This window comes from Hydrogenophaga luteola (assembly GCF_042648585.1).
Taxonomy (GTDB): domain Bacteria; phylum Pseudomonadota; class Gammaproteobacteria; order Burkholderiales; family Burkholderiaceae_C; genus Hydrogenophaga; species Hydrogenophaga luteola.
This window is the reverse complement of record NZ_JBHRXX010000001.1, coordinates 321590-341880: the sequence shown is the minus strand read 5'-3', so window position 1 is coordinate 341880 and position 20291 is coordinate 321590. Positions and strand designations below refer to the sequence as shown.

Sequence of the window (20291 nt, the reverse complement as noted above, 5' to 3'; positions counted from 1 at the left end):
CTTCCGGGGCCGGCGGTACACCCACCCGGCGACCGCATTGAGACTTCCGCGTCACTCCGGAACGATGCAGGGCATGGAGCGGCCCACGGTGGGCGGCTCCGGATCACAGGAGAAATTCCATGCTGCTGCGTCTGAAGTCCCTCACCCGTTCCGTGCGGATGGCCCTGGCCGGCCTGATCCGTCGTGCCGCGCCGGCGGAGACGGCGGGCGACGACGCCTCCGCCGCCGCCCCGCGCCCGATGCGCCCCATGCCGAGGATCGCCGCGCGCCCCGTTCTGCTCACCCTGGGCACCGCCGCCGTCGCCGCAGGCGCCGCCTGGGTGCTCGTGCAGCGCCCGCCGGTGCAGCCGCTGGAGCCTGGCCACCTGGCGGTGCGCACCAACAACCTGACCGGAGAGACCAGCGTCTGGCGCGAAGGTCCGGTCTGGGTGCTGCCCGGCCTGCACCAGCTCGCCACCCTCTCGCTGCAGGACCGCAGCTGGACCGCGGCCGCCATGGCCACGGCCGACGGCGCCGCTCCGGCGCAGACGGTCGAGGGCCTGTCCATCGGCATGGACCTGCGGGTGCGCTACGCCATCGACCCCTCGCGCATCGGTGGCCCGCAGGCGCTGAGCTACCCGAAAGACATCGACGGCCAGATCATCGAACCCGCGGTGCAGGCCACGGTCTACAAGATCGTCGCGCGCCACACCGTGCGCGAGATCTTCTCCTCGCAGCGCGCCCAGATCGAGCAGGACATCGAAACCCAGATCCGCGAGCGCCTGAAGGCCGACGGCCTGCTGCTGCGTTCGGTGCACATCGGCCAGATCGACCTGCCCGAGGACTACCGCCGCGGCATGGAGGTGCTGCTGACCGAAGGCTTGTCGGCCGAGAAGATGCGCTACACGCTGGAACTGCGCGAGAAGCAGGTGAAGGAAAGCGAGCTGACCGCGGCCGCCGAGAAGGCGCGGCGCGAGGTCGCAGCCGAAGCCGCGGCGCGCGAGCAGGTGATCGCGGCCAAGGCGCAGGAAGAGGCGATGAAGCACGTGCTGCCGCTCAAACAGCGCCAGATCGAACAGCGCCAGCTCGAAGCCGAGGCCGCGCGCGTCTCGCGCGTCAAGCAGGCCGAGGGCGAGGCGCAGGCCAGGCGAATCGAAGCCACCGGAGAGGCCGAGGCGCGCCAGAAGCTGGCCTACGCAGAGGCTTACCGCCTCAAGAACATCGGCAAGGTCAACGCCGAGCAGATGGCGATGGAAGGCGCACTGATCACCAAGCACCCGCTGCTGATCCAGAAGACCATGGCCGACCGCCTGAGCGACAAGGTGCAGGTCATCATCGCGCCACCAAACACCAACGGCTTCATCGGCAACAACCTCCTGGGCAACTTGGCCGCCGCGCCGCACGACGCCGAGATGTCCGGCGACAACGGGGAGCAGTGAGATGAGCTTCAAACCCAAAACCCGCTGGGCGCGCTACCTCTGGGCCGGTACCCTGGCCATGGCGCTGGCCGCCACGCTCTACACCGCCACGGCGCGCGCCGCCGCCTCCGTACCCGCCACCGCCGTCGGCCTGGTAACGCGCGACAAGGTCGCCCTGCGCGCCGCCCCCCGCGATAGCGCCGCCAGCCAGACCCTGCTCTGGCGCGGCGAGGCGCTCGAGATCCGCGGCGTTAAAGGCGACTTCCTGCAGGTCTGGGACCACCACCGCGAGCGCGGCGGCTATGTGCGCGCCACGCAGCTGATGCGCGTGGCCGGTGACGCCGCCGAGGCGCCGCAGCTGCTCGCCCTGCTGGGCTTCGTGAGCGAACAGCCCGGCGCAGAGCCGCTGGGCCTGGCGCTGGCCGCAGCCGCCATACAGGCCCTGCCCGCGGCCGCGCTGCAGGGGCCGTCCGGTGCGGCGGTGATGGACGCCATCGGCCGCCAGGCCGAGCGCCAGGCCGAGCGCGCGACCGCTGGCGCTACGCGCACCAACGATGCGCTGCTCACTGCCCATCTCGATGTCGCGCGCCGCCACGGCGTGTTGCTGGTGACGCGAGAACTCGAAGGCCGAATGACCGTCTGCTACGAAGGCGATGCCTGGCGCCGCCTGCTGGTCCTGCCCGCCGCCAGCGCCGAACAGAAGGCCCGCGCCGCGCTGGCCCTGACCCGCGACGAATGCCTGGAGCAACCGGCCCGCATCGCCGACCGCGAAGCGCTGGACGAAGGCCTGGCCGACCTGCTGGCCCACGCCGACGCACCGGCGCTCGCGCCCCACTGGCGCGCGCGCATTGCCACGCGCCAGGCCGAGGTGTGGAGTCGTATTGCCTACGCCCGCGCCCAGCGCAGCAGTGCCGACACCGCGCGCCAGGCCGCACAACGCGCCATCGACGCCATCGGCCGCATCGAGAAGGCCGAGCTGGTCGACGACGACCTCGCGCGCTTCCACGCCGCCGCCGTGCGCGTGAACGCCGTGCGCTGGGCCGCCGCTCCCGCCGTCGCCCCCACCGGCCGCCTCGCCATCACCACCCGCCGCGCCGACGACGGCCAGACCTGCGTGATGCTGCGCGACCCGAAAGCCAAGGCCGACGCCCCCGCGCTGGCCGAGCGCTGCAGCTGGGGCCAGGTCTGGGCCGCCTCCGCCGCTCCCAACCGAGAAGGCACGGCGCTCGCGCTCGCGGTGCAGCCGGTAGACGGCTGGCGCGAGCTGTGGGTGTTCAAGAAGGACGCCAGCGGCTGGGGCGTGCAGGTGCTGCCGCCCGCCGCGCTGCAACCCGGCACCGGCTACGCCGAATTCGCCGGCTGGGAACCCGGCGGCCAGCGCCTGCTGGTGGCGCGCGAGGCCATGGCCGAGGGCAAGACCATTCGCCGCTTCGAAGTGGTGAAGCTGGCGACGCTCACGCCCGAACGCACCGCCTTCGACGCCGAAGCCCTGGGGCCGTTCAGCCGCTGGCCGGATGCAGCGTGGAAGCGGGAGTCGCTGGCGCTGCGGTGAACGCCCTCTCAGGCGATGGCCGGGATGGGTTGGACAGCGCCGTGCGCCCAGGCCATCAACTCATCCAGAGCAATGTGGTCGCCCAGGTCGCGACCGTAGTGCGCGCGCACCACAGCGCCTTGTTCATCGATCAGGAAGTCCGCGGGCGTTCTGTCGACAGGTCCTTCGACCACGCCCGGCCGGAACCCGCTTCGTACAGCCTGCCACGCGGTGGCCAGAGTGGCGGGGGTCACCAGTGCGGTCCACCGCCGTTCCACGCCGTAGCGCCGGTACAGCGCCAATCCGGGGTCCGGCAGGATGGGAAACGGCGTGTCGCCGCGACCCACGTACTTCGCGATCGAAGCAGCGGGTGACTGAAACACCGAAACGACGGAGAGTCCTGCGTCGTGCAGAGCCGGGTGGCTGCGGATGAGTTCGCGCATGTGGAGGTTGCAGATGGGGCAGGAGGCATAGCGATGAAAGCTGAGCAACACCTTGCTGCCACGCAGCTTGGCGAGGTGGACGGGAGTACCCAGAAAGTCGGTGGTCTGGACATCGGGTGCCATTTGCCCGGGAACGAGTCGCATGTTGAACTCCTGTGTGGGGTCGGATTTGGTCGGTCGTCCAAGTTTATCAGGGCGTTCGTCCAAATTGGTCGACCGTCCTGATAAACTCCCTCCATGAACACACAATCCAACCGGGAGCGGGTGATCGACGTGGCGATGCATCTGTTCCAGCAGCGGGGCTTTGGTCAGACTTCGCTGTCCGACGTCGCGCAGGATGCGGGCATGCTCAAGGGCAACCTGGCGTACTACTTCAAGACCAAGTCCGAACTCTTGCAGGCGGTGCTGCAGACCAGGCAGGCGGCGCTGATACAGGCGCTGTCCGGAAACGAATCCGATCTGGTCGAGCCGGAAGAAGCCCTGGGGCGCCTGCTGGCGTACGTTCGCAACCAGGCCAGCGACCTGGTGCAGTGGGGGTGTCCGGTGGGCAGTCTTGCCACCGAGCTGGGCAAGGGCGGCGCAGCGCCCGAAGCGGCGGCACTGCTGACGTCCATCGAGGCGTTTGCGGCCCACCACCTCGCCCGGCGCTTGCCCGAACACCAGGCCCGTCTCTGTGCAGAACATCTGTTGGCGGTGCTGCAAGGCGCGGCGGTGCTCGCACAGGCGCACAGGGATGCCGCGGTGGTCCATCGCCAGGTGGATGCGGCGGCCGACTGGCTGCAGGCGGTGCTGGGACGGCCGGTCCAGGTGCCCGGGTAGGACGCGTGCCGGGTGCGCGGCGACTCAGCCTGCGGCATCTTCCCAGCGCAGCCCGAACTTCTGCAGGTATTTGCGCAGCCGGTCGGCGTCGTTGATGACGGCGCGCTGGGTGCGGGAGCGGTCGAACAGGGTGCGGCCAGCGTCCGACAGGTTGCGTGAGGACCGGCAGACTGCGATCACGCTGCTCAGCTGCAGCCGGTCGAACAGGTCCATCGCGTCCAGCGTCTCGGCGGGCAGCAGGCCAGCGAGGTCGACGGCCTCGGCGGACTGGCTTTCAGGTGCGTCGTCCTGCCAGAGCCAGCGCAGCCGGTGCATCTCTGCCTCGACCTGAGGGGTGCCGATGCGCCCGCCCTCGGCCAGCGTGCACAGCCGGGTCACGCTGGCGGCGAGGTCGCGGAAGTTGCCGCGCCAGTGCGCTTCGTGCGACTGGGCGAAGCGCAGGTACAGCGCCTTGGCCTCGGCGTTGAAGCGTACCGAGCGGCCAAGCTCCGCCGCGCTGCGCACCAGCAGGTGGTCGATGTTGGGCTCGATGTCCTGCGGGCGCTGGGCCAGACCCGGCAGGTGGTAGGACCAGAGGTTGATGCGCGCGAACAGGTCTTCGCGAAAGCGGCCCCCCCGCACGTCCGCGCGCAGGTCGCGGTGGGTGCCGGCGATGAGCTGGAAGTCGCTCTGCACCTCGCGGTCGCTGCCCACGGGGTAGAAGCGCTTTTCCTCCACCGCCTTGAGCAGCATGGCCTGCTCGTCCAGCCCCAGTTCGCCGATCTCGTCGAGGAACAGCACGCCGCCGTGCGCCGTGCGCAGCAGGCCCGCTCGGTCGGTGACAGCGCCAGTGAACGCGCCCTTCTTGTGGCCGAAGAGCGTGGAGGCCGCCCCGTCGCCATGCAGCGTGGCGCAGTTGACTTCAACGAAGTCGCCCGCCACCTGGTGGCGCGACTTTTTGAGCTCGTACATGCGCCGCGCCAGGTGCGACTTGCCCGCGCCGGTCGGGCCGGTCAGCAGGATCGGCGCCTTCGAGCGCAGGGCCACGCGCTCGATCTCCTCAATCAGCGCGTTGAAGGCCGGGTTGCGCGTCGCGATACCGCTCTTGAGGAAGTCCAGCGCGTCGCGCTGCGCGGCCTCGAAGCGCTGGGCCAGGCCGTCGTAGCGCGAGAGGTCGAGATCGATCAGCGCATAGCTGCCGGGGTTGCCCGCGCGCTGCTTGCGCGGCGGCGAGGTCTGCAGCAACACGCCGGGAATGTGGCGCGCCTCGGTCAGCAGGAACATGCAGATCTGCGCCACGTGCGTGCCGGTGGTGATGTGGGTCCAGTAGCGCTCCTGCTCGGGCCGGAAGGGGTACTGCTTCACCCAGTCGTAGAGCACGCCGTAGACCTCGCCGAAATCCCAGGGGTCGGCCATCTCCAGCGCCACCAGCCGCACCTCGGTTTCTGGCGAGGCGGTCTCGATGTCCTGCCTGATCTGGTCGGCCAGGGCCTGGTGCTGGCGCGTGTAGAGCAGCTCCAGGCGGTGCACCTGCATGTCCTCGTGCTGCACCAGCGAGACCGTGGGCCGCCACTTTTCCCAACGCCCCGCGCCGCGCCCGCTGTCGAGCTGCGTGCCGAGGAATCCGATGACGACGGTCTTTAGTGACATGGCTGATTGGATAAATAACTAGCTCAAATTCTATCTTTCACGTTGCTTGTGAGAGTGCTCTGCCGAAGCTCATCCCCAGTTAATAGAGAAATTTCGCAATTAAATCAACGGCTTATCGTGAAGCTGACCGAAGAGCGCAACACCTGGCACACCCGTTGCAAAGGAAAGAGCACACAAGTTGAATGCACACGGAGAACCACATGGTCAACACCCAACTCTTCCAGACGCTCAAGGGCCAGCTGCTGCCCCAGGCAGCAGCCCGCAATCAGACCGGCGCACCCGCCTACACCCTGAGCCCTCGGCACCAGCTGGCGCAGATCGCCGCCACCGGTTGCCTGAGCCAGACCTTCTACGCCGACGCCCAGTCGCAACTGGACGCAGTGCAGGCGCTGGCCGCGCAAGTCGAGCCCGCTTTCGTCGCCAAGACCGCCGTGTACGCCCGCCAGACGGCCTTCATGAAGGACATGCCCGTGCTGCTGGCCTCGCTGCTGGCGGTGCGCGATGTGGCTCTGCTGTCGCAGGTGTTCGGTCGCGTGGTGGACAACGGCAAAACGCTGCGCGGTTTCGTGCAGATGCTGCGCAGCGGCGCCCTGGGTCGCAAGTCCCTGGGCACGCGGCCCAAGAAGCTGGTGCAGCAATGGCTGTTGAACGCCACCGAGAAGCAACTGCTGAACGCCGCCGTGGGCAACACGCCCTCGCTGGCCGACGTGGTGAAGATGGTGCACCCCAAGCCCGCCGAGACCTGGCGCGCCGCCTGGTTTGCCTGGCTGATCGGCAAGCCGTATGACGAAGCCGCGCTGCCGCCCGCCACGCAAGCCTTCGAGCGCTTCAAGCGCGCGCTGGCCCAGGGTGAAGTGACCGAGGTGCCGGACGTGCCGTTCCAGATGCTGACCGCGCTGGAGCTGCAACCCGCGCACTGGGCGCAGATCGCCCGCGCCGGTTCGTGGCAGATGGTGCGTCAGAACCTGAACACCTTTGCGCGGCACGGCGTGTTCGAGCAAGCCGGAATGACCGAGGTGATCGCAGCCAAGCTGCGCGATCCGGTGGCGGTGGCCAAGGCGCGGGTGTTCCCGTACCAGCTGATGGCGGCCTACAAGGCCTGTGGTGACAACGTGCCCGCAGCCGTGCGCGAGGCGCTGCAAGACGCGATGGAGGCCGCGCTCGTGAATGTGCCCGCGCTGGACGGCCAGGTCGTGGTGTGCCCCGACGTGTCGGGCTCGATGGGCTCGGCCGTGACCGGTCACCGCGCCGGTGCCACCTCGTCGGTGCGTTGCATCGATGTGGCGGCCCTGGTGGCGGCGGCGGTGTTGCGCAAGAACCCGAACGCCCGTGTGCTGCCGTTCGAACGCGATGTAGTGAAGCTGGCGCTGAACCCCCGCGACTCGGTGATGACCAACGCCCAGGCGCTGGCCGCCATCGGTGGTGGTGGCACCAACTGCAGCGCGCCGCTGGCTCTGTTGAACCAGCAGCGCGCGAAGGTGGATCTGGTGGTCCTCGTCTCGGACAACGAGTCGTGGGTCGATGCGCGGCGCGGTGGCGCGACGCAGACGCTGATCGAGTGGGAAAAGCTCAAACAGCGCTGCCCGCAGGCCAGGCTGGTGTGTATCGACATCCAGCCCTACGCCACCACGCAGGCCATGGAGCGCGCCGACATCCTGAATGTCGGTGGCTTCTCGGACGCGGTGTTCACGATGCTGGCACAGTTTGCTCGAGGAGCAGCCGGCGCAGACCACTGGGTGGGCGAGATTGAGAAGGTCTCGCTGGCCCAGCAGTAGAACGAAGAAAACGTCGTCGCGTGGCGAATGCAGGTGGGACTACATCCAAACTGTCTTGTCTCACCACTTGTTGGTCGCCACGCGGGGGCCGTTGAAAGGATGATTTTTTGCGCGAATGCGGACAGGACTACATCTGGATGCCGGGGTTCGAATCCCCAACCGGGCAACCGGTCATGGCTACGTCTTGTCGATCTGGTCGCGCTCTTTTGTTTTGGATGTCTCTCGGCGAATGCCGGTGGAACTACAGCCTATAACGCTCGTGGTCGCGGGTTCGAATCCCGTCGGCTCCATCACTGGGGGGCCGTAGCTCAGTCTGGTAGAGCACGAAAATCGTTTCACCATCCCTTGTCGCCCAGGGACATGCTGTTTTGATCAAGAAGTGAGGAACCACATGAACAACTACAACACCGAACAACCCGAAGGCGGCGTGCCCATCAAGATGTGGACCCAGGGCGTGCCCGTCGAGGACGACGCCAGGAAGCAGCTGGCCAACACCGCGCGCCTGCCCATCGTGTTCAAACACATCGCGGCCATGCCCGACGTGCACCTGGGGATCGGCGCGACCGTGGGCTCGGTGGTGCCGACCTTCAAGGCGATCATCCCGGCTGCGGTGGGGGTGGACATCGGCTGCGGAATGATGGCCTGCAAGACCACGCTGCGTGCGGAAGACCTGCCCGACAACCTGGGGCCGCTGCGTGCTGCGATCGAGAAGGCCGTGCCGCACGGCATGACGCCGATCCGACAGCGTGCGGGCCGCGACAAGGGCAGCTGGGAGAACCCGCCCTCGCTGGTGGACCAGGCCTGGGCCACCCTCAAGGACGAGTTCGACGCGATCTGCGAGCAGTACCCGCGCCTGAAGAACACCAACAACCACAAGCACCTGGGAACGCTGGGGACCGGCAACCACTTCATCGAGGTCTGCCTCGACGAAGCGGGCGCCGTGTGGTTCATGCTGCACTCGGGTTCTCGTGGGGTGGGGAATGCCATCGGCACCACCTTCATCGAACTCGCGAAGAAGGACGCCGAGCGCAACAACGTCCACCTGCCGGACAAGGACCTGGCGTACTTCGAGGAAGGCTCGCAGTACTTCGGCGACTACGTGCGTGGCGTGGGCTGGGCGCAGAAGTTCGCCCGTCTGAACCGCGAGGTGATGATGAAGAACCTGGTCGCCACCGTGCGCCAGGTGATCACCAAGCCCTTCGAGACGCACGTGGAAGCGGTGAACTGCCACCACAACTACGTGCAGAAGGAAACGCACTTCGGTGAAGAGGTGTTCGTGACGCGCAAGGGCGCGGTGAGCGCGAAGAAGGGCGAGCTGGGGATCATCCCGGGGAGCATGGGTGCGCGCAGCTACATCGTGCGCGGCCTCGGCAACCCCGAGAGCTTCGAGAGCTGCAGCCACGGCGCGGGCCGCGTGATGAGCCGCACCAAGGCCAAGAAGATGTTCACCGTCGAGGACCAGATCAAGGCGACCGAAGGCGTGGAATGCCGAAAGGACGAAGCCGTGATCGACGAGATCCCGATGGCCTACAAGGACATCGACGCGGTGATGGAGGCGCAGAAGGACCTGGTGGAGGTGGTGTACACGCTCAAGCAGGTGTTGTGTGTGAAGGGGTAGGACATGAAGGACGTTGCGAGTTTTCTGATGGGACTGCTGAAGGATGGATCGCAGCGCGTGGTCGCCGATTCGCGGGCCCACCTGACTTCTCCCGACGGGTTCGTGCGTGAGGCAGCCGTCCAAGCGCTGGCGAACCAGCCCCAGGCGGGCACCCTTCCGATGCTGCTGGAACGCCTGAACGATTGGGTTCCCCAGGTGCGTCGAGTGGCCCATGCTGCTGTTCGGGTGCAGATGCAGACGGCCTTTTTGCCGGACTGGATCGCCTCGCTGGAGGCGCTGGTGCGGTTGGACCAGGCGCGCCGAGTGGATCACACGCCCACGCTTCGCGAAGTGGCGCTGTTTCTGCAGCGCCCCGAGCACATGCCCGCGGTGGTGGCAGCAGCGAAGACTTCGAGTCTTCGTGTGCGCCGATACGTGTTCGACATGCAGTGGCTGACGGCTTCGGACGACGACGCGCGTTTCCAACTGCTGGAGCGCGCACTGTGTGGTGACGATGTGGTGGTGGCTTCAAGGGCGTTAGTGCACTTGGAGGCCTTGGCTTTGCCGGAGCAGCGCCGACGGCTGTACCAGACGGCCTGCAAGGCTCGGTTCGCCGTGGTTCGGTATGCAGGCGTTCGCTGGCTGGTAGACAACCCCGACGAAGCGACCGACAGCTTGGTGCGTGGACTTGGTCTCGACCCCAGTGCCAACGTGCGATGGTGGTGTCTGCGTTGGCTCCGCGCCCACGGAGGGGTGGCGCAACTGGTGCTCACCGCAGAGAACGTGGCCCATGACGAGCGCACATCGGCCGCTGCGCGCGTTGTAGCCTTGCACTGGTTGCGCGAGGTTGACCCTGAAAAAGCCATTCAAGTCAGTACCGACTGGCTGAACCACGAGCAGCCCGTACTTCGGCATGAGGCTTTGTCATTGCGTCTGGCGCGCAGCCCGGGCGACGCCAAAGCACAGTGGCTGGAGCGCGCGTTTGACGATCCGTCGTCGCGGGTGCGAAAGCTGCTGTTGCACAAGGCGCACCGGGGGTACTGGCTACCCAGCGTCGCCCAGCTCATGGCAGCGGTGTTGAACGACCCGACGCCCAACAGCATCCGTCGTGTCCTGGCCTTGCGCAGGTTGTATGCAGCATGGGACCGACTGGAGTGCTTGTTGGTGGCCTGGCCGCTGGGCAGGCAGCTGGGATGCGAGGCGGAACTGGCAGAAGCCGTGGACCGCTGGCGGTTTGAGAGCATCACTTACAGCCATGGCCCCGACGCCCGGCAGACGCAGAGGATCGCTGCGCTCTGGTCGGCTTCACGCCATCAGATGGCGCCACATTTGCAGCGGGAGATCGACTTTCATCTCAAGACTTTCGGAATTGCATGAATCTCCAAAGCATGATCAACATCGACGGCTCCACTGGCGAAGGCGGTGGCCAGATCCTGCGCACCAGCCTGTCGCTGTCGATGATCACGGGCCAGCCCGTGACCATCGAGCGCATCCGCGCCAAGCGGCCCAAGCCCGGCCTGATGCGCCAGCACCTGGCCTGCGTGCTGGCCGGGCAGGCGGTGTCGGGCGCGCAGGTCAGCGGGGCCGAGCTGGGTTCGCAGACGCTGGCGTTCGAGCCGGGTGCCCTGCGGCCCGGCGAGCACCGCTTTGCGGTCGGCTCGGCGGGCAGCTGCCTGCTGGTGCTGCAGACGGTGCTGCCCGCGCTGATGTTGGCCGACGCGCCTAGCCAGATCAGCCTGTCGGGCGGCACGCATAACCCGCTGGCGCCCAACTTCCATTTCATCGAGCGGGCGTTCCTGCCGTTGCTGGCGCGCATGGGCGCGACGGTTGGCCTCACCCTGCGCCGTCACGGCTTCTACCCGGCGGGTGGCGGCGAGATGCTGGCGGAGATCTCGCCCGCTGTCGCCGGCCTGCGCCCGTTTGATCTGCTGGAGCGTGGAGCGCCCGGTGAGTCGTTTGCCGAGTCGCTGGTGGCGGCGGTGCCGCGCCGCGTGGCCGAGCGTGAGCTGGCGGTGGTGGGTGATGCCATGGGCTGGTCTGGCGAACAACTGCGCGTGCCCAACGTGCGGCAGAACGAGGGTCCTGGCAACGCGCTGATGCTGACCCTGGCGCACGAACACGTGACCGAGGTGTTCACGTCGCTGGGCGAAAAGTCGCTCAGTTCGGAGCAGGTGGCCAAGCGGCTGCTTGCCGAGCTCCGGTCCTACCAGGCCAGCACGGCCGCAGTGGGGGAACACCTGGCCGACCAGCTGGCCCTGCCCGCAGCGCTGGCGGTGCACCGCAGCGGACGGCCCATGGCCTACAGCTGCAGCGAGGCCACGGAGCACCTGCGGACCAACCTGGCGGTGATCGAACGCTTCCTGCCGGTGCGCACGGCGTTGACGCAGGAGCAGGCTGGCCGCTGGACCGTGCGGCTGTCGCCCGGCCTATGATGTTTCCATGCTGATCGAAACCCTGGGTTCGGCCCGCGACATGGGCCGCCTCAACCAGATTCTGGGCGTGCTCATCCGCCATGGCTTTGGCGACAGCGTGCGCCGCCTGGGGCTGGCCGACCGTCTGGAGCGCGCCGGCCACGCGCTGCGCTGGGAGCACGCGGCCGACCTGGCGAAGCTGGAGCCGCCGGTGCAGCTGCGGCTGGTTCTCGAAGAGCTGGGGCCGACCTTCGTCAAGCTGGGCCAGATCCTGGCCGGCCGCGCCGACCTGTTCGGCCCCGAGTACATCGCCGAGTTCGAGAAGCTGCACAGCAACGTGCCCGGCCTGCCGCTGGACGCGCTGCGGCCGCAGCTGCGTGAGGACCTGGGCGGCGAGCCGGAGACCGTGTTTGCCCGCTTCGACACCGAGCCGCTGGCGGCGGCCTCGATCGCGCAGGTGCACCGCGCGCAGCTGCACGACGGCACCGAGGTGGTGGTCAAGATCCGCCGCCCGGGCATCGACCGCACCATCGAGGCCGACCTGCGGTTGATGGGCCGCCTGGCGGCGGTGGCCGAGGCCGAGCTGCCAGCCCTCAAGCCCTACCGCCCGCAGCAGCTGGTGCGCGAGCTGGCGCAGTCGCTGCGCCGCGAGCTCGACCTGGCCAGCGAATGCCGCAACGCCGAGCGCATTGCCACCAACATGGCCGGCCTGCCCTGGATCGTGGTGCCCAGGGTGCACTGGGCCCACACCAAGGCGCGCGTCAATGTGCAGGACTTCGTCCAGGGCATCGCAGGGCACGAGCTGGCCCAGCTCGACGAGGCCGGGCTGGACCGCGCGCTGCTGGCGCGCCGCGGCGCGCAGGCGGTGCTCAAGCAGATCGTGCAGGACGGCCTGTTCCACGCCGACCCGCACCCCGGCAACGTGTTCTACCTGCCGGACAACCGCATCGCCTTCATCGACTTCGGCATGGTCGGTCGCCTCTCTGCGCGCCGCCGCGAGGAGCTGCTGCAGCTGCTGATGGGCCTGGTCGAGCGCGACCCGCGCACCGTGGCCGACGTGCTGCTGGACTGGGCGGGCGACGCGCACACCGCCAACCTGTCCTCGCTGGAAACCGAGATCGAGACCTTCGTCGACCAGTACCACGGTTCGCCGCTGGCCGAGCTGAACCTGGGCCAGATGCTGGGCGACGTGACGGCCATCCTGCGCGGCCACCAGCTGGGCCTGCCGTCCGACCTGGCGCTGCTGATCAAGGCCTTCATCACGCTCGAGGGCATGGGCCGCGGGCTGGACCCGGCCTTCCACATGACCAGCGAGGCGCTGCCCCTACTCAAGCAGGTGGTGCGCGCGCGCTACCAGCCCAAGGCCATGGCCACTCGGGCCTGGAAGACGCTGCGCCGGGTGCTGTCGGTGGCCGAGCAGCTGCCCGACGACGTCACGCGGCTGCTGCGCAATGCGCGCCGCGGCAAGGTGCACGTGGGCATCGACATCGCCCACCTCAAGCGCGTGGGCGACCAGATCGACCGCGCCGCCAACCGGCTGGCGATGGCGCTGCTGATCGCGGCGCTGATCGTGGGCTCGTCCATCGTCATGACCGTGCAGGGCGGCCCCACCCTGTTCGGCCTGCCGGCCTTCGGCTTCCTGGGCTTTGCCAGCGCCTTTGCCGGCGCCATCTGGCTGCTGCGCGCGATCTGGCGCAGCAACCACGGCAAGGACCTGGGCGACGACTGAGCGCGGCAGTTCGACGCACCAAGTCTGTTCACCACCGGCCCGCAGCGCCGGTTTCTGACGCGCTTTGGTGCGCAGCGAGCGTTCAAACGCTCCGCCAACCCTGGCACGCTCCATGCATTGACCTCGCCAGCATGGATGAGCGGTCTGTGACCGGTGGTTGCAGCGGCTCGTGCGTAGGTCCACTAGGGTTCCGTCTGCGGCAGCGCAGGGTCTGGTCCGAGAGTGGGCCGGCCTCATCGCAGGCTCCACGGAGGGACAAAAGCCCGGGAGAACGACATCAGATCGTCTCTCCTGCGCCGTCCCACATCAACCGGAGCTTTCCCATGAAACTGGCTGGTCTCTTCTCCTCTCCCGCAGCGTCCTCCCCGTCTTCGTCCCTGCTCGGCCGGCTGTTCAAGCCCGCGCTGGGCGCCGCGCTCACGCTGGCCACGGCCGCCGCGATGGCCGCCCCCACCAACATGAAGATCGCCACCGTGGTGTGGATCGGCTACGGCCCGTTCTACGTGGCCGAGTCGCTGGACCTGTTCAAGAAGTACAACCTCAAGGTCTCGCTGCAGGTCTTCACCGACCCGGCGCTGATCCCGCCGGCCATCGCCTCGGGCGCGGTCGACGGCGGCATGCTGACCTACGACCAGGTGGTCGGCCAGGTCGCGGCCGGCAAGGCCATGAAGGTGGTGATGCCCATCGACTATTCCAACGGCGGCGATGCCATCGTGGCCGACGCGTCCATCAAGTCGGTCAAGGACTTCAAGGGCAAGAAGGTCGGCTACAACCCGCTCTCGCCGAGCGACTTCCTGCTGTCCTACGCGCTCAAGGTCAACGGCATGACCGAGAAGGACATCAGCCCCGTCAGCATGACACCCGAAGCCGTGCCCGCCGCGATGGCCTCGGGCCAGCTGCCGATTGGCGTGACCTACGAGCCCAGCCTGTCGCAGGTGCTCGGTCAGGGCGGCGGCAAGAAATTCAAGGTGGTGTTCTCGTCCAAGGACGCGCCCGGCCTGATCGCCGACGTGCTGGTCTTCGACGACAAGGTCATCAAGGCCAAGCCCACCGAGATCACGGGTCTCATCAAGGCGTATCTGGACGGCATGGCCTACATGAAGGCCAAGCCCGACGAGGCCGCCAAGATCATCGGCAAGTTCATGGGCGTCTCCGCCAAGGAAGCCAAGGAACAGATGAGCGGCGTCTACAACATCCCGCTGGCCGAGATGCCCAAGGCCTTCCTGCCGGCCAAGGAAACGACGTCCTACTACGCCAGCGGCGAAGTCATCGGCCAGCTGCTCAAGGCCAAGGGCCAGATCAGCGCCATCCCGGCCACCGAAGCCACCTTCGACGCTTCGCTGGTCAAGGCCCTGGCCAAGTAAGCCACGGTTCGTGCCATGCCCGCCCTGTTCCGGCACGCCGACGGCGCGCTGCCCAACACGCTCGCCCTCGCGGTGACCGTGCTGGGCTGGCCGGCCGGCATCTGGATGCTCGGCCAGAGCGCCTGGTGGCTGAATGCCGCCGGTGTGCTGCTGGTCGTGCTCACCGTCACCTGGTCGGCCTACTTCATTCACGAGTTCGCCCACCAGGCCATCTTCCGCACGCCGCAGGCCAACGAGCGCTGGGGCGTCCTCATGAGCTGGATCAACGGCAGCGCCTACGCCAGCTTCGACGACCTGCGCCGCAAGCACATGCGCCACCACGTCGAGCGCGCCGACGTCATCACCTTCGACCACCAGGCCTTTCTGCGCGCACGCCCGCTGGTGCGGCGCGTGGTGCTGGCGCTGGAGTGGCTGCACATCCCGGCGGTGGAGTTCCTGATGCGCGGCTTCGTGATCGCCCTGCCCTTCATGGACGAGCGCAAGAAAGCGGCGCGCGGCCGCGTCATCGGTGTCGCCGTCGTGCGGTTCTCGGCCTGGGCGCTGCTGGCCTGGTGGTCGCTCAAGGCGCTGGTGCTCTACGCGCTGGCCTACCTGCTCTTCGTGCACCTGCTGCGCTTTGCCGACTGCTTCCAGCACACCTACGACGCGTACCCCATCCTGGACGACAAGCCGATCCCGCAGGACAAGCTGCGCGACCGCGCCTACGAGCAGGCCAACACTTACAGCGACGTGGTCGGGCTGGATGCCAAGTGGCTCAACCTGGTCTGGCTGAACTTCGGCTTCCACAACGCGCACCACGAACGCCCCGTCGCGCCCTGGTACCAGCTGCCCGCGCTGCACCGTCAGCTGTACGCCGACAAGAGCCCTCAGGTCGTGACGGTGGGCGAGCTGCTGCGCGCCTACCACCGCCACCGCGTCACCCGCGTGCTGGCCAAGGACTACGGCCAGGTGCTGCCGCCCGGCACGCCACACCGGGCCGACGGGTTCATTGGCGCGGTCGGTGTCTCGTTCCTGACCGCGGTATGAGCATCCGTTACGGCCTGGAAGGCCGCACCGTGCTCATCACCGGCGCGGCCGGGGGTATCGGCCAGGCGCTGTCGCGCGCCTTTCTCGCCCAGGGCGCGCGGCTGATGCTGCTGGACCGCGAGGCTGCGCCGCTGGACGCGCTGGTCGAATCCCTGCACAGCCACCAGGTGCACAGCGCGGTGTGCGAGCTGGGCAGCGACGCCGCGGTGGCCGACGTCGCGGCACAGGTGGCCCACCGCTTCGGCCGGCTGGACGTGCTGGTCCACAACGCCGGCACCGAATACCCCACATCCATCGACGATTCATCGCCCGATGCCAACGCGCGCTGGGCTGCGCTGCTGGACAACAACGTCAGTGGCATGTGGCGGCTCACGCGCGCGCTGCTGCCGCTGTTGCCGCGCGGCGCCAGCGTCATTCACCAGTCCTCCATCTGGGGCCGCACCGGTGTGGCCGGCTTCTCGGCCTACAGCGCGAGCAAACACGCCATCGTCGGCCTCACGCGCTCGCTGGCGCTTGAACTTGGGCCGCGCGGCATCCGGGTCAACGCGGTATGCCCCGGCTGGGTGCGCACCGCCGCCGCGATGCGTTCGCTCGCCGCCATGGCGCAGGAGCAGGGCCGCAGCGAGGCAGAGGTCGAGCGCGAGATCCTTGCGCGCCAGGCCGTGCCGGTCATGCTCACGCCCGACGACCTGGCCGATACCTTCCTCTTCCTCGCCAGCGAAGGTTCGGCCGCGCTCACCGGCCAGTGCCTGTGCCCCAGCCACGGCGAGGTGATGCTGTGAGCGGCGTCACCGTGTCGCTCGCTGGCCAGGTGGCCCTCGTCACCGGTGCGGCCACCGGCATCGGTCGCGCCACCGCGTTGCGCCTGGCGCAGGCGGGCGCGGTGGTGTGGGTCAACCACCTGGGCCAGGCGGACGCGGCCGACACCGTGGTGCACGAGATCACCGCCGCCGGCGGCCGCGCGCAGGCGGTCGAGGCCGACGTGAGCGACGCCGCTGCGGTGCAGCGCGTGGCAGAAGCGGTGGGGCCGGTGAACGTGCTGGTCAACAACGCGGGCGTCATCCAGGAGAAGCCTTTTCTCGACACCACCGAGGCCGACTGGGACCGCATGCTGGCGGTGGACCTCAAGGCCGTGTTCCTGGTCTGCCGCGCGGTCATTCCCGGCATGCTTTCAAAGGGCCAGGGCGCCATCGTCAACATCGCGTCCGATCTGGGCATCCTCGGCCGCGAGCGCTACGCGTCCTATTGCGCGGCCAAGGCCGGTGTGATCGGCCTCACCAAATCGCTGGCGCGCGAATTCGCGTCGCAGCAGATCCGCGTCAACGCCGTCGCGCCCGGCCCGGTGGCCACCGCCATGGTCTCGCTCGAACACATGAGCGCCGAGTGGGTGGAGAAGGAACTGGCGATTCCGCAGCACCGCCTCGGTGCACCGGAAGAGATCGCCGACACCGTGCTGTTCCTCGCCAGCGATCTGTCGCGCTTCTACACCGGTCAAGTCCTTGGACCGAATGGTGGGTCTGTGATGCCATGACCCTGCTCCCCGCCCACCCCACCGACCGCGTCGCCACCGCCGTGCTGCTGTTCTCGGCCACGCTCTGGGGCCTGACCTGGATGCCGCTCAAGGGCTTCATCGCGCAGGGCCTGCCCGGCCCGCTGGTGTCGCTGCTCACCTACGGCTCGGTCGGTGTTCTGGCCGTGTGGCTGCTCTGGCGCGACCGCAACGCCTGGCGCGCGCAGTGGGGCCTGGTGCTCGCGCTCACGCTGGTCGGCGGCTGGGCCAACACCTCGTTCGTCAACGCGGTGATGCTGGGCGATGTGGCGCGGGTGATGTTCCTGTTCTACCTCTCGCCGGTGTGGTCGGTGCTCGGTGGCTGGCTGTTCCTCAAGGAGCGCATCCCGCCCGCGCGTTGGGCAGCGGTGGCGGGTGCCATCGTCGGTCTGTGGCTGGTGCTCGGCGGGCCGGGCCTGGGCGGCGCCGAGGTGCTGGCCTTCACCTGGGTCGATGCGCTCTCCCTCTCGGCCGGCTTCGCCTTCGCGGCCAACAACGTGATCGCGCGCGCCGCCCACCGCGTGCCGCTGCACACCAAGACCTTCGCGGTCTTCGTCGGCTGCGGCCTGCTGTCCGCCATCGCCACCGGCCTCACCGGGCGCGAGCTGCCCGCCATCGGTGCATGGCTGTGGCTGGCGCTGCTGGCCTACGGCTTCGGCTGGATGTTGCTGGCCACCGTGACCTGGCAGTACGGCGTGAGCCACCTGGAGAGCAGCCGCGCCGGCGTCATCCTTTTGGCGGAACTTCTGGTCTCGGTGGGCACGGCCATTGCATTCGGTGGGGAAAGCCTGAGCCCCATGGGCTGGGCTGGCGGCGCGCTGATCACTTGCGCGGCGCTGGCCGAGGCCCTGTTCCCACCCGCCGACCCGACCATGACCGAGACAACCACCGCTCACCCCATCGCCGCCAACGGCCCCCGCACGCCATGAACACCACCGTCTGGATGAACCAGCTCTCCTGGCTCGACTACCAGCAGCGCATCCAAGCCGACCACCCGCCCGTGCTGCTGCCGGTGGGCGCCCTCGAACAGCACGGCCCGCACCTGCCGCTGGGCACCGACGGCCTGCTGGCCAGCGCCGTCGCGGCCGACACCGCCGCGCGCGTGGGCGGCCTGGTCGCGCCCACGCTGAGCTATGGCTACAAGTCGCAGCCCAAGTGCGGCGGCGGCCAGCACTTCTGCGGCACCACCAGCGTCGACGCCGCGACCCTCATCGGCCAGGTGCGCGACGCGGTGCGCGAGTTCGCGCGCCACGGCGTGGACAAGCTGGTGGTGGTCAACGGTCACTACGAAAACCAGTGGTTCCTGATCGAGGGCATCGACCTCGGCTTGCGCGACGCCAAGGCCGCCGACCCGGCCTGCGCGCTGCAGGTGATGCGGCTCGAATACTGGGACTTCATGACGCCCGAGACCCTGGGCCACGTGTTCCCCGACGGCTTCCCCGGCTTCGCGCTGGAACACGCCGCCGTGCTGGAAACGTCCATGATGCTGCACCACCACCCCAGCCTGGTGCGCATGGACCTGTTGCCCGACGACGGCCCGGCCGACTTCCCGCCCTACGACATGTACCCGCCGCGCACCGACTGGGTGCCGCCCTCGGGCGTGTTGTCTTCCGCGAAGGGCTCCGACGCGATCAAGGGCCGGCTGCTGGCCGAAGAAGTGTCGTGCCGCATGGCGCACGCCATCACCACCGGATTCACCCGCCCATGACCTCCCTGCAAGACCTCGACCCCTCCACCACCGCGCTGATCGTCATCGACATGCAGCGCGACTTCTGCAGCCCCGGCGGCTACGCCCACCAGGCCGGGCTGGACATCGCGCGCATGCAGGCCGTGGTGGGCCAGGTGAAGGCGCTGCTGGTGGCCGCGCGCGCGGCCGGCCTGCATGTCTTCCACACGCGCGAAGGCCACCTGCCCGACCTGTCGGACTGCCCGCCCGCCAAGCTGGCGCGCAGCGTGGCCGCCGGTGCGCCCATCGGCAGCGCCGGCCCGCTGGGCCGCCTGCTGGTGCGCGGCGAACAGGGCCACGACTTCGTGCCCGAGCTGCGCCCGCTGTCCTGCGAACACGTGATCGACAAGCCTGGCTACGGCGCCTTCCACAAGACCACGCTGGGCGCGCTGCTCTCCGCCTTCGGCATCCGCCGCCTGCTGCTGTGCGGCGTCACCACCGAGGTCTGCGTGCACTCCACGCTGCGCGAGGCCATCGACCGCGGCTTCTTCTGCACCACCGTGGGCGACGCCACCGCCGCCAGCCAGGCCGAGCTGCAGGCGCCGGCGCTGGCCATGATCGGCGTTGAGGGCGGCATCTTCGGCGGCGTGTGCAGCACGGCCGAGGCCGTCCAGGCGCTCAACGCCCTGCCGCGCGCGAACCGGGAAGCCGCGTGAACACCATGCCCCGCTGGACCGATCTGCCCGCACCCGACGAGCCCGTGCCCGCGGCCTACCGCGGCGTCTGGCAACGCACCCTGCTCGAAACCCCTGAAGGCCGCGACACCACCACGCAGGTGCACTGGCTGCAGACCGAAGGCTGGCACGCCGACCTGCGCGTGCCCGCGGGCATCGACCCCGCGAACCCCGCCGGCCGCGCGCAGCTGCAGGGCTTCTGCGGCCTCACGCGCATCACACCCGGCGTGAATGGCCAGCCCGACCTCTGCACCTGGCACCGCCGCTGGGACGTGCAGCCACCGCGCAGCACACCCGACGCCGGCTACATGGTGTTCGAGACACCCGACTGCGTGATCGAGACCGGCGTGCACGGCCGCTACCTCGAAATCTGGGAGCGTCTGCCCGGCTCCACCGGTCCCTATGCCGCGCAGGCTGAGAGCGATGCGCAGGGCCGGCCCACCGGCGCGATGCGCTTCACGGCCGGTCGCTACACCCTCACCGTGCGCCCACGCGCCGCCGCCTGGCCGGTCGACCTGCGGCCCGACGAGACCCTGGCCGAACTGGTGCAGCGCCATCCGGACGCTGCGCCGGGTCTGCTCGATTTCGAGCTGGTGTTCAGTCAAGCGCCCGCCTAGACTG

At 68.7% G+C, this 20291-nt stretch carries 18 protein-coding genes and 1 riboswitch; of the genes, 16 read left to right on the top strand and 2 right to left on the bottom strand.

What is annotated here, in order from left to right:
- Positions 1 to 119: 119 nt before the first annotated feature.
- Together ACFOPI_RS01600 and ACFOPI_RS01595 are read left to right on the top strand one after the other, a co-directional pair.
- Entirely contained in the window at positions 120 to 1418 is a 1299-nt protein-coding gene (locus tag ACFOPI_RS01600; RefSeq protein WP_382170077.1) for an SPFH domain-containing protein, read from the top strand.
- Position 1419: 1 nt separating this feature from the next.
- Positions 1420 to 2949: a hypothetical protein gene (locus tag ACFOPI_RS01595; RefSeq protein ID WP_382170075.1), complete on the top strand. Its 1530-nt coding sequence runs from the start codon at positions 1420 to 1422 to the stop codon at positions 2947 to 2949.
- A gap of 8 nt (positions 2950 to 2957) precedes the next feature.
- Here the strand turns inward: ACFOPI_RS01595 and ACFOPI_RS01590 are convergent, their stop codons facing one another.
- Positions 2958 to 3515, bottom strand: coding sequence for a peroxiredoxin family protein (locus ACFOPI_RS01590; protein ID WP_382170073.1), 558 nt, complete (start codon positions 3513 to 3515; stop codon positions 2958 to 2960).
- Positions 3516 to 3608: 93 nt separating this feature from the next.
- On the opposite strand from ACFOPI_RS01590, the gene ACFOPI_RS01585 reads away from it, so the two are divergent.
- Complete coding sequence (locus ACFOPI_RS01585; RefSeq protein ID WP_382170071.1) at positions 3609 to 4190, top strand: TetR/AcrR family transcriptional regulator; 582 nt, start codon at positions 3609 to 3611, stop codon at positions 4188 to 4190.
- Positions 4191 to 4214: 24 nt separating this feature from the next.
- On the opposite strand, the gene rtcR is transcribed toward ACFOPI_RS01585, so the two are convergent.
- Positions 4215 to 5819: an RNA repair transcriptional activator RtcR gene (rtcR, locus tag ACFOPI_RS01580; protein WP_382170069.1), complete on the bottom strand. Its 1605-nt coding sequence runs from the start codon at positions 5817 to 5819 to the stop codon at positions 4215 to 4217.
- Positions 5820 to 6019: 200 nt separating this feature from the next.
- Here rtcR and ACFOPI_RS01575 point away from each other — a divergent pair, with 200 nt between their 5' ends.
- The 13 genes from ACFOPI_RS01575 to ACFOPI_RS01515 all read left to right on the top strand — a co-directional run bounded on the left by ACFOPI_RS01575 (position 6020) and on the right by ACFOPI_RS01515 (position 20287).
- Positions 6020 to 7594, top strand: a complete 1575-nt coding sequence (locus tag ACFOPI_RS01575; RefSeq protein WP_382170067.1) for an RNA-binding protein — start codon at positions 6020 to 6022, stop codon at positions 7592 to 7594.
- A gap of 391 nt (positions 7595 to 7985) precedes the next feature.
- On the top strand, positions 7986 to 9212 hold the full coding sequence (locus ACFOPI_RS01570; RefSeq protein WP_382170065.1) for an RtcB family protein: 1227 nt from the start codon (positions 7986 to 7988) through the stop codon (positions 9210 to 9212).
- A 3-nt stretch (positions 9213 to 9215) separates the two neighbouring features.
- The gene (locus ACFOPI_RS01565) at positions 9216 to 10568 is read left to right on the top strand and encodes a hypothetical protein (RefSeq protein WP_382170063.1); all 1353 of its coding nucleotides are present in this window, start codon (positions 9216 to 9218) and stop codon (positions 10566 to 10568) included.
- 11 nt (positions 10569 to 10579) lie between these two features.
- Complete coding sequence (gene rtcA / locus ACFOPI_RS01560) at positions 10580 to 11623, top strand: RNA 3'-terminal phosphate cyclase (RefSeq protein ID WP_382170928.1); 1044 nt, start codon at positions 10580 to 10582, stop codon at positions 11621 to 11623.
- A 7-nt stretch (positions 11624 to 11630) separates the two neighbouring features.
- The gene (locus ACFOPI_RS01555) at positions 11631 to 13331 is read left to right on the top strand and encodes an ABC1 kinase family protein (RefSeq protein WP_382170061.1); all 1701 of its coding nucleotides are present in this window, start codon (positions 11631 to 11633) and stop codon (positions 13329 to 13331) included.
- Positions 13332 to 13502: 171 nt separating this feature from the next.
- A riboswitch (guanidine-I (ykkC/yxkD leader) is annotated at positions 13503 to 13603 on the top strand.
- A gap of 51 nt (positions 13604 to 13654) precedes the next feature.
- On the top strand, positions 13655 to 14695 hold the full coding sequence (locus ACFOPI_RS01550; RefSeq protein ID WP_382170059.1) for an ABC transporter substrate-binding protein: 1041 nt from the start codon (positions 13655 to 13657) through the stop codon (positions 14693 to 14695).
- 15 nt (positions 14696 to 14710) lie between these two features.
- Positions 14711 to 15721 (top strand): fatty acid desaturase family protein, encoded by a 1011-nt coding sequence (locus ACFOPI_RS01545; protein WP_382170057.1) that lies wholly within the window; start codon positions 14711 to 14713, stop codon positions 15719 to 15721.
- The gene (locus ACFOPI_RS01540) at positions 15718 to 16503 is read left to right on the top strand and encodes an SDR family NAD(P)-dependent oxidoreductase (RefSeq protein ID WP_382170055.1); all 786 of its coding nucleotides are present in this window, start codon (positions 15718 to 15720) and stop codon (positions 16501 to 16503) included. The genes ACFOPI_RS01545 and ACFOPI_RS01540 overlap by 4 nt, the downstream gene beginning before the upstream one ends.
- Positions 16500 to 17252, top strand: coding sequence for a 3-oxoacyl-ACP reductase family protein (locus tag ACFOPI_RS01535; RefSeq protein WP_382170053.1), 753 nt, complete (start codon positions 16500 to 16502; stop codon positions 17250 to 17252). Before ACFOPI_RS01540 ends, ACFOPI_RS01535 begins: the two co-directional genes overlap by 4 nt.
- Entirely contained in the window at positions 17249 to 18199 is a 951-nt protein-coding gene (locus ACFOPI_RS01530; RefSeq protein ID WP_382170051.1) for a DMT family transporter, read from the top strand. Before ACFOPI_RS01535 ends, ACFOPI_RS01530 begins: the two co-directional genes overlap by 4 nt.
- Complete coding sequence (locus tag ACFOPI_RS01525) at positions 18196 to 18978, top strand: creatininase (protein ID WP_382170049.1); 783 nt, start codon at positions 18196 to 18198, stop codon at positions 18976 to 18978. The genes ACFOPI_RS01530 and ACFOPI_RS01525 overlap by 4 nt, the downstream gene beginning before the upstream one ends.
- The gene (locus ACFOPI_RS01520) at positions 18975 to 19652 is read left to right on the top strand and encodes a cysteine hydrolase family protein (protein ID WP_382170047.1); all 678 of its coding nucleotides are present in this window, start codon (positions 18975 to 18977) and stop codon (positions 19650 to 19652) included. Before ACFOPI_RS01525 ends, ACFOPI_RS01520 begins: the two co-directional genes overlap by 4 nt.
- The gene (locus ACFOPI_RS01515; RefSeq protein ID WP_382170045.1) at positions 19649 to 20287 is read left to right on the top strand and encodes a hypothetical protein; all 639 of its coding nucleotides are present in this window, start codon (positions 19649 to 19651) and stop codon (positions 20285 to 20287) included. Before ACFOPI_RS01520 ends, ACFOPI_RS01515 begins: the two co-directional genes overlap by 4 nt.
- Positions 20288 to 20291: the final 4 nt, after the last annotated feature.

What these genes read in the sequence shown, in the direction of transcription:
- ACFOPI_RS01520 (WP_382170047.1), top strand. Translation starts at nt 18,975, where the DNA reads ATGACCTCCCTGCAAGACCTCGACCCCTCCACCACCGCGCTGATCGTC.
- rtcR (WP_382170069.1), bottom strand. Translation starts at nt 5,819, where the DNA reads ATGTCACTAAAGACCGTCGTCATCGGATTCCTCGGCACGCAGCTCGAC.
- ACFOPI_RS01555 (WP_382170061.1), top strand. Translation starts at nt 11,631, where the DNA reads ATGCTGATCGAAACCCTGGGTTCGGCCCGCGACATGGGCCGCCTCAAC.
- ACFOPI_RS01595 (WP_382170075.1), top strand. Translation starts at nt 1,420, where the DNA reads ATGAGCTTCAAACCCAAAACCCGCTGGGCGCGCTACCTCTGGGCCGGT.
- ACFOPI_RS01565 (WP_382170063.1), top strand. Translation starts at nt 9,216, where the DNA reads ATGAAGGACGTTGCGAGTTTTCTGATGGGACTGCTGAAGGATGGATCG.
- ACFOPI_RS01530 (WP_382170051.1), top strand. Translation starts at nt 17,249, where the DNA reads ATGACCCTGCTCCCCGCCCACCCCACCGACCGCGTCGCCACCGCCGTG.
- ACFOPI_RS01570 (WP_382170065.1), top strand. Translation starts at nt 7,986, where the DNA reads ATGAACAACTACAACACCGAACAACCCGAAGGCGGCGTGCCCATCAAG.
- ACFOPI_RS01575 (WP_382170067.1), top strand. Translation starts at nt 6,020, where the DNA reads ATGGTCAACACCCAACTCTTCCAGACGCTCAAGGGCCAGCTGCTGCCC.
- ACFOPI_RS01525 (WP_382170049.1), top strand. Translation starts at nt 18,196, where the DNA reads ATGAACACCACCGTCTGGATGAACCAGCTCTCCTGGCTCGACTACCAG.
- ACFOPI_RS01600 (WP_382170077.1), top strand. Translation starts at nt 120, where the DNA reads ATGCTGCTGCGTCTGAAGTCCCTCACCCGTTCCGTGCGGATGGCCCTG.
- ACFOPI_RS01540 (WP_382170055.1), top strand. Translation starts at nt 15,718, where the DNA reads ATGAGCATCCGTTACGGCCTGGAAGGCCGCACCGTGCTCATCACCGGC.
- ACFOPI_RS01550 (WP_382170059.1), top strand. Translation starts at nt 13,655, where the DNA reads ATGAAACTGGCTGGTCTCTTCTCCTCTCCCGCAGCGTCCTCCCCGTCT.
- ACFOPI_RS01590 (WP_382170073.1), bottom strand. Translation starts at nt 3,515, where the DNA reads ATGCGACTCGTTCCCGGGCAAATGGCACCCGATGTCCAGACCACCGAC.
- ACFOPI_RS01545 (WP_382170057.1), top strand. Translation starts at nt 14,711, where the DNA reads ATGCCCGCCCTGTTCCGGCACGCCGACGGCGCGCTGCCCAACACGCTC.
- ACFOPI_RS01585 (WP_382170071.1), top strand. Translation starts at nt 3,609, where the DNA reads ATGAACACACAATCCAACCGGGAGCGGGTGATCGACGTGGCGATGCAT.
- rtcA (WP_382170928.1), top strand. Translation starts at nt 10,580, where the DNA reads ATGATCAACATCGACGGCTCCACTGGCGAAGGCGGTGGCCAGATCCTG.